Genomic DNA, 10,542 nt, shown 5'->3' on the forward strand with positions numbered 1-10,542 from the left:
TGCGAACCATCTTAAAGCCGGGTATATTTTATTCAGCACCTCTTTCTATTTGCTCCCATATCATTTCGCTAAATTCTTCCCAACTTGGCGAATTTGCCGGAAGCTGTGCTTGTTTTATACTACCTTTTTTACCTTTGAGAATCTCAGACACTTTCATGCCTGCAAATTTGTGTGCGATCTTTCTTCCTCCTTATCTTACATAAATCCCACTCATCATTCTCATACCGATCGAAAAAAATGCAACAACTCAACCCAAACCCATAGCATCATTTTCACATATTAATAATTTACCTTTCCCCTGATAATACCAAACATAACCCTCTCCACCGCCTTTGCCAAAATGACCTAATTTTCGATAATCTTCTTCAATCCCCTGAGTAAATCCTTTCACCAAATCGCAATCAGCTATCAAAGTTTCACCTTGTTTGAGTTCGACAACCTTAGCCGGTGAATTTGTAGCAGCTACAACTATAGCTTTTTGCTCGCGCAAAGCTGTAACAGCAATTCTCCACCTACCGTCAATCGATTTTAGATTTTAGATTTTAGATTTTAGATTAAAGAATTGAAGCATTGACTTGCGCGAGATAAATTCGGCGGGCAAGTTTCATCGGATACAGGTTTTTTATTTCTGGACGGATGAATCACGTGGCGGGTATCCTGGATGCTTTCGGTCAATTTTCCAATACACCAATGCAGCGCACCTTTTTGAATTATTACTCCCGAATTATTCAAATTAATTTCCGCTTGCTGAACCAACGGAATATTCTTAGTGGGATGATAAAACTTCTTCGTTTCTGGATTGATATTATTTTGGATGTACCACAAATCCGTCGGTTCCAAAACCTTGATTTCGTATTTCATAATTTACCTCGCCTATTTACCTGAAATGTGTTAAACATTTTACCCAAGATAAGGAGCTGCCACGCTCCCGGACTTATCTTGTGAAATTTATCTTTGGCAGACATCCTCTGCTACTGTTAAAGTATCTAGCTATCTTAGCAATAGCAGACAGCGCCCCTCCACAATTGTTGAGAAAAATTTATGCCTGCGATCGCACAATCTCCCAATGTACCCATTTTACAAGAAATCAACTCAGGATTACCCAACATTTGCGGCTCCGAAGCAGAAATCAGTGCCGCAGCCAATAGCAACGAACCAATCTTTCTACCTACCACAAATCTGCGCCTGGAAAATATTCAAGCCGGATTCGCCTGCGCCCTGCATATGCACCAACCGACAATTCCTGCCGGTGCAAACGGCGAACTAATCTGCAATCTCCAGCATATGTTTGAACATCCCAACCAAGGAGACAATCACAACGCCGGAGTCTTTGCTTGGTGCTATTCTCGCATGGGAGAATTCATTCCCCAACTAATTGCTGAAGGTTGCAACCCGCGAATTATGCTCGACTATTCGGGCAACTTATTGTGGGGATTGCGCCAAATGGGACGCGACGATATCTTTGATAATCTCAAGCGGATTACCTGCGATCCTCAATATCAACCTCACGTAGAATGGCTGGGGACAATGTGGAGTCACGCCGTCATTCCCTCAACTCCAATCCCCGATATCAAGCTCCAAATTCAAGCATGGCAACATCATTTTGCGGCAATTTTTGGCATTGATGCTCTGAAGCGCGTCAAAGGTTTTTCGCCCCCAGAAATGCACTTTCCAAATCACCCTGATACACTTTACGAATACATCAAAGCTTTGAAAGAATGCGGCTATCGCTGGCTGATGGTGCAAGAACATTCTGTAGAAAATCCAGACGGTTCGGGATTGTCGCAAGACCAAAAATATATTCCCAACCGTTTGGTTGCACGCAATTCTCACGGCGAAAAAATCAGCATCACGGCTTTGATTAAAACTCAAGGTTCGGATACGAAATTGGTCGGTCAAATGCAGCCTTATTACGAAGCAAAAGGACGCAATAAACAGCAAATTGGCAATGTCACAGTTCCTTCTTTAGTCACTCAGATTGCTGACGGAGAAAATGGCGGCGTGATGATGAATGAATTTCCCAGCGCTTTTGTCAAAGCTTGGCACGAAAACCGCGAACAAGGGGGGGGAAAATCCGGTGTTGTTGGTTTAAACGGCACTGAATATTTGGAGATAATTGAAGCGGCGGGTGTTAATCCTGATGATTATCCGATTTGTCAAGGGGTTAACCAGCACAAAATCTGGCACCTAGTCGATGCTGATAGTGCAACGCCGGAAAAAGTGGAAAGTGCGATCGCCCAACTCAAGCAAACCGACCATAATTTTCACATGGATGGTGCTTCTTGGACAAACGATTTGAGTTGGGTGAAAGGCTACGAAAATGTCTTGGAACCGATGAATCTACTCAGCGCTGCATTTCACAAAAAATACGATCCGCTGGTGCAGCAAGATGCCACCGTTACTAAGCAGTTTGAATACCAGCAAGCTTTGCTTTACAATTTGTTGGTGCAAACAAGCTGTTTCCGCTATTGGGGACAGGGAACTTGGACTGATTACGCCCGCGAACTTTACAACCGCGGCGCTGCTTTAATGAAGTAGGAGAATTTATTGTAAGGTGCGTCAGAAACAAATTGTTCGATCGGTATCAAATATCGGCGCTGACGCACCCTACGCCTGTTGGCAAAGTCCGAAAAATTACCAATTAGTAATTACCAATTACCAACTCCTACATTTCCTGCATCAGCCGCAAGTAATTCTGCCGCATCTGCGTCATATTTTCCATCATTCTATTAGCCATATCTTTCTCAACATCGCTCATTTGCTGCCAAAATAAGGCCGATCGCCTCGCCATAATTGCTTCTTCCCATAGCATCTCCAAAAGTTGCGCCGCCATTGGGTTTTCAGCATCGATAATCCCACACAATTGCTGGAATGCCCGGTTGGCTTCACTGTGACTACCAACATCCTGAGCCAGCGTCAGGCATTTTTTGAGTTGGACGATCGGGTTTTCAGAAGAGTAAGCCATAATTTCACGAAGATAAGCTACAAAATTTACGCTGATACCTTTGACATTACTAGAGTTGTGACACAGCCGTACAGTTCCCTAAATACCAGCGCCAAGGCAAATCCATGCCTTGAGAAATCCCGATCCGCGTAGTTTGGACAAAATTTATTGTACCCTCCTCCACAGCTTGCTGAAATTGCTCGCTCCGGTGTTCCAATCGCAGCGGTTGGCCTGCACCCAAGGGAAAACCGCTTAAAGTTCGATCGATCAGCAGTACCTTACACAGTTTCCCAGGCCCGGCGGCGAGGCGCGATCGCTTCTTCTCAGGAATTGCAGCGAATTCTTGGGGAACCACATCTACCTGCAAAGCTCGAATCAGCACACCACTAGCAACTCCCTCTGCATCCGTCACCACGTTAAAACAGTGATACATCCCGTAAATTAGGTAAATGTAGCTCATACCCGGAGGCCCGAACATCACCTCATTGCGAGGAGTGCGTTGTCGGTAAGCGTGACAAGCGGGATCTCCGGGCCCGTAAGCTTCAGTTTCGACAATCATTCCCCGAATCGTCTCGCCGTCAGGAAACTGCCGCACCAGCGAGCATCCCAGTAAATCTGGCGCTACGCTGGTAGATGGCCGCGCCAGCCAAAAAGATTCTACAATCTGAGTATTTGCACTCACTCAACAACAGCAGGTAAATTATGGACGTTAAGTTAGTTTTAGCAGTCTTGACAGCAGTTTTCACCGTTTGTTGTCTGTTCTTTGGCACAAAAAACGGATTCTACGATACTGACAAGTATCACGGTAACGGTTCTGCTCACTAATTTTAGGCGATTGTTAGTTGCTTAAAAAAACCGCCGCCTGTCAGTCAGTCGGCGGTTTTTTTTATGAACCACAGAGGCCACAGAGGACACAGAGAAAGAGAAACAGAGAGCGGAAAGAATGAAAAGAAGTTGACAAGTAATGACACACCAGATTGTTTTATGGGCTGCCATTAAGGGTGAATTTTGCCATCTGGCATTTGATTTTCTTGCAAGCTAGGATTCTCGAATTCGGCCCATCCCGGCAAATTTAAGCGAACTGTCGCTCGCCGCACTGTTTGGTTTGCAGCAATTCCTTGAGTTGCTTTTGTTGGTTATAAAAAATTAGATTTTTTGCCACAATAAATACAACTGCGATCGACAATCCAGCAGTAAATAAATTATTTATTTTCCTAAATATCCGAAAAGCTTCGCGGGCTTTGTCTCGCTGTTAAGAGATTTCTACAATAGTGCGATCGACCTCTCCACAATTCCCACAAAAAAATACAGGCATCTCCCACAAGCAGTCTGGCGAAATTAAACACCGCCTAACTTATAAATCCCGCCTCCTTTCCCTCGCTAGTGCTGCTTTGAGCTTGGCACTCGCCCCCCTCCGTCTGCTTCACTTTGCTTTGAGCAGTCCATAAACGGAATTTATTTTTACCCGAAGGCGCGCATTTGCATATACCTCCAGACTGAAATAAAAGAAACTTTATTTATATCCCTGGAATGAGTAAATCATCAAGAGATTTGAGGATGATTAATCTAGAAACGCAATACCGTACCTGCGCTGTTGATAAATTCTCAGCAACTACTTTTTGGGTCAAAATTGCTTTGAGAAATTAATTTACTCTAAAAACAGTTGGCAGCAGCTCAGGTTCCTTAACCTCGCCAGAACACACCCTACCTATAATCCCGACAATTCGGAGCGGCAATGAACACAATCAAACCCGAACCCAAAAGATCGCGCTTCATGGCTCTGCTGCTGACAACGCTGCTGACCTTTCCCTTTGTGAGTGCTTGCGGTTCTGACGAGCGAACTTACGCTCCCCCGCCTCCTGTTGACAACACTCGCGCTGGAGGAGTGCAAACTAATCGCGCCCCCACTCCTTCCCCACAAGCGAAAAAAGGACTGAGCAATGCTCAAAAAGTAGGGATTACTTTAGCAGGAGCCGCCGCCCTTTACTACATCTACAATCAGTACAAAAATAAACAAGAAAAGGGGCCGCAGGGAAAACATTACCTTTCCAAAAACGGTCGCGTTTACTACCGCGATGCCCAGAATCGCGCGGTCTGGGTAACGCCCCCGCCGGGAGGAATTACAGTTCCGGAGTCCGAGGCAGTGCGTTACCGCGAATTCCAGGGGTACAACAACCAAAATACTGGTCGAGACCTTACTAGCTTGCCTGAAGCTACAAGTCCTGTTCCGGCACAGTAGTCTAAGCATTTGAGATTTTAGATTGCAGGTTCCCTGACTTTCAATTAAATGTGGGATTCCCAATCTAAAACAGTCGTTTTTCAACACCTAAAAAAAGAGGAACTTTATCATGGTAGACGGATTTTTGCGGAAGTTAAAAGATGCGATCGTTGGGCCAGACAGCGAGCAATTCGATCCTGACGGCAATTACCAAGATGCCTCAAATCCCGGACAGTACGGCAACGTGACTCCAGCTAGCCAAGACCCCTACGGCGACCCCGCAGACTACGGACAGTACGGCAACCTGACTCCAGCCAGCCAAGACCCCTACGGCGACCCCGCAGACTACGCCGGTACCGACTACGGACAGTTCGGCAACCTGACTCCGGCCAGCGAAGACCCCTACGGCGACCCCGCAGACTACGTAGCGGATGCTGGAATGTTCGGCAACCTGACTCCGGCCAGCGAAGACCCCTACGGCGACCCGGCGGATGAGGAAGGGTTTAGTTAACTACCAGCCGGGAAGTCTTGGGCGTATATTTAGAGGGGATTAATCAGAGCGCGGAACCCCGTACCCCGTTGGGAATTACTCCTTGGGATGAAAGGCTCGTCGGGTTTCGGTACCGAAACCGACAATTATTCTTTTATACCCCAAGATGCTCGGGAAATACTCTGATACTATATTAGCGAGTGGGGGTGGAACTACCTCACTATAAAAAGCCTTTGAAAAAAAGGAAAAAGAAGCCTGCGGTCTAACTGTACTCAGTTGACCGTCAGGTTTGTTCACTTGATTAGAGTCGATGCCTCAATTGCTTGAGGACACATCTCCTTCAATTAGGGTCGATGCCTGTGTTACCACACGACACCTCTGGTTCAGAACGCGGACGTGCAGCTTTCACTGCATCCGGCTCCTAGTCTGACACCTAGTAAGTCGGGTTTAACCCGCTGTTCGGACTCTCACCTGACCATGAACGGTCTGATGCTGGTGACATTCACGATGTAGAACTTCCAAATTTATAGGTTTCCAATTGTTATGGTTGCCGTCGATATGGTGTAGTTCTGCAATATCACCTGACATGAACGATATATTACATTCTGTACATTTGTGATTCTGTTTCTTGAGAAGTCGTGCCGTTATCCCATCGTAGTGAGCATTCTCTCGTTTTGACCAATAAACAAAATCGCCATCATAGGGTGATTTATCTCCCTTGACAATGACAAACTTGCAGGCTGACCAACTAACCGCAGGAAGTGCTCTTTTTATAACCTTATTGGTTTGATAACGGTTGTATCTTCCTTGTTTCCGAATGAATTTCCATAACCAATAGCGCAGTGACCACAGGTTGTGTTGACTCATATCGCAGAATCTATGGTAATTTCTCCACCCTCTTAGCACCGAACCACAGTTGTTGATTCGATGTTCGAGAGTGAAACGACTATCTTTTATCACTTTTTTAACTTTTGCCTTAATGCTAATTGTAGCTTTTTGACTTGGTGTTGAAATGAATTTACCCGACAGGTTTAACTGAGAAGTTCCACCCAAGGAAGTCGCAACCATCTGTACTATGTACATTTGTGACAAGTTAAGAAAAAGTGCAAATTGTCAAGGGGGTAGACCAACAAAGGTAAAATGGGATGAAACCTTTACCGGGCAAGCAGTTGAGCGATAATTGAACCAGTTATGAGTCGCAAAAAACGAATCAACCGAGATCATGAAAAGAAAAAAAACGTCCCCAAGTAGAAAATGAAGTAATCGCGAATCACCTGGAAGATTTATTAATTCCGGCAATGGCGGCCCAAAAAAGTTTTTATCGGCAACTAAATCTAAGAGATAGAATTCTGACACTACCATTAATGATGGCAGCAATATTAAGTTTATTATGGCGACCCGTAGCAGGAGTAACAGAATTAACCAGATTATTAAATAGAGAGGGATTTTTATGGTGTGAGCCACAAAAGATTAGTCAACAAGCATTATCGCTCAGATTTTTAACTTTGACCGCATTTTTATTTGAAAAAATATTTAAACAATTACTACCTCATTTTCGACAAAAATGGTTAACAAGAAAATCAAGACCATTACCAGATAGCGTACAATTTGCCTGAAAAAACTTTTAAAATATCTGGATAGCTGACGGCTCAACATTAGAAGCATTGTTTCGTAAACTCGAAATTTTATCAGATGTGCCAATTGGTCAATTAGCCGGAAAATGGGAGTAATCATAGACCTAGTAACTCATATTCCCGAAGAAATTTGGTTTGGGAAAAATCCCAAACAAGCAGATACTAATTGGGAGGAAGATTTACTAAAAACAGTTAAGCCTAAAACCTTACTATTATTGGATCGAGGCTTCTATCACTTCGCTTTTTGGTCACAAATAATCGAGCAAGAAATTGGATTGCTCACTCGAATTAAGAAAGGTGCATTTTATTAAATCGAGCGGGTATTAACCAATACTTATGATGTCAAATACCAGATAATTAAAATAGGTGCAGGCACAAAACAGACACCATATCTGACTATAATTTTAGTACAAATTAGCTCCAAGACTTCCTGGCGATTTTATCTAAAAACTGTCCGAAAACCCGAAGTATTGCCCCCTATGTAGTAGCAGATTTATATCAAAAACGCTGGCGAATAGAAAACGCATTTTGTACAGTAAATAGACTCCTAAATTTAAGTTATTTATGGACAGGTTTGTCCAACGGAATCCCGATCGAGATTTGGGATACTTGGCTATTTTATGCGGTTTTGGTAGACTTAGGAGATGCCGTTGCGGATGAATTAGGAGTGTCAATGGAACGTGTTTCATTAGAAATGATTTATCGGGGAAGGTCTCATTTTTCTGTGGCATATCAAAAAGGATTAGCTTCTGACCTAGTTAAGTATTTTGCCTACGCTAAAAATCAAGATGTAGGGATTGTTAAGCTAGGCATGAAAACCTCATGTCAGGCTAATTATTTCTCCTTTCCATGGAACTCAAAGAAGTCCCTAACAATTTTTTTTCAACAATAAAGGAACAAATGGAGTCATATTTTAATTGGGTCAACAGGTAAAATATGAGTAAGATTACTCATTGACAATAGTGCTTTTAGCTTAACTTGTGAGTAATGCTCAATTATCGATAAAAGAAACCTAGCTGACGCACCCTACTGAAGCCAATTAGTCCTAGGGTGCGTCAGAAGAGAGTCTCTTAATTATCGATAAAAGAACCCTAGCTGACGCACCCTACTGAAGCCAAAACCCCAATGATTCTAATGGGAATTTAACCTTGACAAACGGGCGGGTTTCAGGTTGAGATTCTCAACCGACTTGTTCGATATACTGAGCGAGATCGTCACGCAGGCGGCTGAGTTCGGCTTCGGTGGTGACGCGCACGCGATCGTCCCGAACCGTAATCAGCACTTTCGCAGCAAAAGGAGTTGGCCAGATATTCGGGTTGCAGAAAACCTCCAAAAAGACATCTCCTGCATACCGATATTCCATCGGTTTTTGGGGAGAAGCTTTAGCGCCAGCGGTTTTGGCTGCTACAGCTTTCAAGCTTTCCATCAAAGCTGCAATTTCGCTTTGCAAATCCCGCGCGGCTTGCGGGGAAAAGCTAAAGGAGACAGAACCTTCGACTAAATTCAGTGTCAGCGGAGAAAGAGACATGGGCAATGAAATTTAACATACTATTGTTAATGATAAAATATACAATAACCTAAAAGAAGTACCAGCCAACTAAATTGGGCGGCGAAACTGCTATTAATTAAAATTTGTCTCAAGAAGCTAGGCTAAATTAATGAATATAAATCTAGTCGCAAGCTAGATTCAGCAAGAGTTTTAACCTGTTATGACTTGATAAGCTTTAAACTAGAAACCAGAAAACTTGACGGCCGAGCGAGGAGATTTTATGGTTGCCGATAACCGTTCCGAAGTCCGCAAGGTTTTAATAATTACCTTATTGCTAAATTTGCTGGTGATGGCAATTAAAGCAGCGGTGGGATGGCTGACTGGTTCCCTCAGTTTGCTGGCAGATGCTTTGCACAGCGTCACGGACAGCGCTAATAATATTTTAGGATTGGTAACTAATCATTATGCCAATCCGCAGCCCGATCGCGATCATCCCTACGGACACCAAAAATTTGATGCTCTCGGAGCTCTGGGAATAGCTGCGTTTCTGGGAATTGCCTGTTTTGAAATTCTCAGCGGTGCTGTTGAAAGGCTGATTAACGGGGGTAAAGTTGTCAAAATATCCCCAAATGAACTGTGGATTTTGTTGATTGTACTGGGAATTAATATTTTTGTCACTTTTTACGAGCGCAGGGTTGGCCAACGTCTCGGTAGCGCGATTTTAGTGGCTGACGCTCAGCACACGATGAGCGATGTTTGGGTGACAATTATGGTCATCGGCGGGTTGATTGGTGTTTGGCAAGGGCAGGTTTGGAATATACCTCAATTACAATTCCTGGATGTGTTTTTGTCTTTTCCTGTGGCTATTTTGGTGTTTAGCAGCGGTTGGAAGGTTTTAAGGGAAAATCTGCCTTGGTTGGTGGATGAAATGGCGATCGCACCGGAAGTTATTCACGCGATCGCGATCGATGTACCGGGGGTTGTCAACTGTCACTCGATCGCCTCCCGTGGGGTTGTAGGGCGTCAAGTATTTATTGATATGCACATGATTGTCGATGCTGTCGATGTAGAAACTGCTCACGGGATTACAGAAGAAGTAGAAGCCCGTTTGGAAGAACGTTTCAGCCCTGTACGCATCTTAATTCACGTTGAGCCGCCGGCTTACGAGTCCGACCAAATTAGCTACGATGCTGAAAAATGAAGGCACAACCAGTGATTTTGACACGGATACACGGATTAATTGAAGAATCGGGAAAGTATTTTTACTTACCGCAATTCCTCCAATTTTTTAAATCCTATCAATCGGGTGAGAGCGATCGCACTTAATTTAGTAGCAGTTTTCCACAGGAAAAGGGGGGTTTTCCACAGAAATCGGCAAGTTTTCCACAATAACTTTGATAATTATCGAGCAAAAGACTATTGGTACAAGTTCCGAGTTTTTTGGATTTCTACGGCCATTTTCTGTCGCAAGTCCCAAGGTAGCAGAATTTCGACTTCTGAACCTAAAGCGCGCAACCACCTCAGCGGGTAGTAGTCTGTTTCTCGGTAAGTGACTTGGTAGTAAGCATCGTCGGTTGGGCGAGACTGGAGGATTTGTAAAAGTGCCGATCGGTGTTCTGGGTTGGGAGTATATTGTGTGATTAATGTGGCGGCGCGATCGCAGTCTATGGCGGTAAAAGTATTGTGGATGGTGATTCCTTGCAGGTAGGATTGAGCGAAAGTGCGATGTTGCCTTCATCCTAGCTGTGATTAACAGTATGATATACT

15 protein-coding genes and 1 pseudogene are annotated in these 10,542 nt (G+C 44.0%); 8 read left to right on the top strand and 8 right to left on the bottom strand.

Translation table 11 applies throughout. From position 1 onward, the window contains the following. Nucleotides 1-28 precede the first annotated feature (28 nt). The 3 genes from QUA88_RS03290 to QUA88_RS03300 all read right to left on the bottom strand — a co-directional run bounded on the left by QUA88_RS03290 (nucleotide 29) and on the right by QUA88_RS03300 (nucleotide 861). The gene (locus tag QUA88_RS03290) at nucleotides 29-157 is read right to left on the bottom strand and encodes a hypothetical protein (protein WP_333051744.1); all 129 of its coding nucleotides are present in this window, start codon (nucleotides 155-157) and stop codon (nucleotides 29-31) included. Nucleotides 158-247: 90 nt separating this feature from the next. Then, nucleotides 248-490: a hypothetical protein gene (locus QUA88_RS03295; protein ID WP_333051742.1), complete on the bottom strand. Its 243-nt coding sequence runs from the start codon at nucleotides 488-490 to the stop codon at nucleotides 248-250. A 59-nt stretch (nucleotides 491-549) separates the two neighbouring features. After that, nucleotides 550-861, bottom strand: a complete 312-nt coding sequence (locus tag QUA88_RS03300) for a hypothetical protein (RefSeq protein ID WP_333261241.1) — start codon at nucleotides 859-861, stop codon at nucleotides 550-552. A 180-nt stretch (nucleotides 862-1,041) separates the two neighbouring features. On the opposite strand from QUA88_RS03300, the gene QUA88_RS03305 reads away from it, so the two are divergent. Continuing rightward, a complete protein-coding gene (locus QUA88_RS03305) occupies nucleotides 1,042-2,538 on the top strand; it encodes a glycosyl hydrolase family 57 (protein ID WP_333051738.1) in 1,497 nt (498 codons plus the stop codon). Between the two features lie 127 nt (nucleotides 2,539-2,665). Here QUA88_RS03305 and QUA88_RS03310 read toward each other — a convergent pair whose 3' ends face one another. Together QUA88_RS03310 and QUA88_RS03315 are read right to left on the bottom strand one after the other, a co-directional pair. Then, nucleotides 2,666-2,965 (bottom strand): hypothetical protein, encoded by a 300-nt coding sequence (locus tag QUA88_RS03310; protein ID WP_333051735.1) that lies wholly within the window; start codon nucleotides 2,963-2,965, stop codon nucleotides 2,666-2,668. A gap of 49 nt (nucleotides 2,966-3,014) precedes the next feature. Next, nucleotides 3,015-3,626, bottom strand: coding sequence for a DNA-3-methyladenine glycosylase (locus QUA88_RS03315; protein WP_333051732.1), 612 nt, complete (start codon nucleotides 3,624-3,626; stop codon nucleotides 3,015-3,017). A gap of 20 nt (nucleotides 3,627-3,646) precedes the next feature. Between QUA88_RS03315 and QUA88_RS03320 the strand changes: the two genes are divergently transcribed. From QUA88_RS03320 to QUA88_RS03330, 3 genes are all read left to right on the top strand, one after another. Continuing rightward, nucleotides 3,647-3,769, top strand: coding sequence for a hypothetical protein (locus QUA88_RS03320; RefSeq protein WP_006633228.1), 123 nt, complete (start codon nucleotides 3,647-3,649; stop codon nucleotides 3,767-3,769). A gap of 910 nt (nucleotides 3,770-4,679) precedes the next feature. Beyond that, nucleotides 4,680-5,183, top strand: coding sequence for a hypothetical protein (locus tag QUA88_RS03325; protein ID WP_333051730.1), 504 nt, complete (start codon nucleotides 4,680-4,682; stop codon nucleotides 5,181-5,183). 109 nt (nucleotides 5,184-5,292) lie between these two features. Further along, the gene (locus tag QUA88_RS03330) at nucleotides 5,293-5,673 is read left to right on the top strand and encodes a translation initiation factor (protein WP_333261237.1); all 381 of its coding nucleotides are present in this window, start codon (nucleotides 5,293-5,295) and stop codon (nucleotides 5,671-5,673) included. A gap of 426 nt (nucleotides 5,674-6,099) precedes the next feature. Here the strand turns inward: QUA88_RS03330 and QUA88_RS03335 are convergent, their stop codons facing one another. Then, on the bottom strand, nucleotides 6,100-6,720 hold the full coding sequence (locus QUA88_RS03335; RefSeq protein ID WP_333051724.1) for a group II intron maturase-specific domain-containing protein: 621 nt from the start codon (nucleotides 6,718-6,720) through the stop codon (nucleotides 6,100-6,102). Nucleotides 6,721-7,016: 296 nt separating this feature from the next. Here QUA88_RS03335 and QUA88_RS29440 point away from each other — a divergent pair, with 296 nt between their 5' ends. From QUA88_RS29440 to QUA88_RS29450, 3 genes are all read left to right on the top strand, one after another. Further along, entirely contained in the window at nucleotides 7,017-7,268 is a 252-nt protein-coding gene (locus QUA88_RS29440) for a hypothetical protein (RefSeq protein WP_445299485.1), read from the top strand. A 104-nt stretch (nucleotides 7,269-7,372) separates the two neighbouring features. After that, on the top strand, nucleotides 7,373-7,597 hold the full coding sequence (locus QUA88_RS29445; RefSeq protein ID WP_445243038.1) for a hypothetical protein: 225 nt from the start codon (nucleotides 7,373-7,375) through the stop codon (nucleotides 7,595-7,597). 263 nt (nucleotides 7,598-7,860) lie between these two features. Beyond that, nucleotides 7,861-8,178, top strand: coding sequence for a hypothetical protein (locus QUA88_RS29450; protein WP_445243039.1), 318 nt, complete (start codon nucleotides 7,861-7,863; stop codon nucleotides 8,176-8,178). Nucleotides 8,179-8,466: 288 nt separating this feature from the next. On the opposite strand, the gene QUA88_RS03345 is transcribed toward QUA88_RS29450, so the two are convergent. Continuing rightward, nucleotides 8,467-8,814 (bottom strand): hypothetical protein, encoded by a 348-nt coding sequence (locus QUA88_RS03345; protein ID WP_015174783.1) that lies wholly within the window; start codon nucleotides 8,812-8,814, stop codon nucleotides 8,467-8,469. Between the two features lie 241 nt (nucleotides 8,815-9,055). On the opposite strand from QUA88_RS03345, the gene QUA88_RS03350 reads away from it, so the two are divergent. Further along, nucleotides 9,056-9,976, top strand: a complete 921-nt coding sequence (locus QUA88_RS03350; RefSeq protein WP_333270230.1) for a cation diffusion facilitator family transporter — start codon at nucleotides 9,056-9,058, stop codon at nucleotides 9,974-9,976. 215 nt (nucleotides 9,977-10,191) lie between these two features. Here QUA88_RS03350 and QUA88_RS03355 read toward each other — a convergent pair. Next, nucleotides 10,192-10,491 (bottom strand): annotated as a pseudogene (locus tag QUA88_RS03355) (TIGR03985 family CRISPR-associated protein); the annotation flags it as partial. Nucleotides 10,492-10,542 lie beyond the last annotated feature (51 nt).

It is taken from the genome of Microcoleus sp. D3_18_C2 (genome assembly GCF_036702395.1).
In the GTDB taxonomy this organism is placed as follows: domain Bacteria; phylum Cyanobacteriota; class Cyanobacteriia; order Cyanobacteriales; family Microcoleaceae; genus Microcoleus.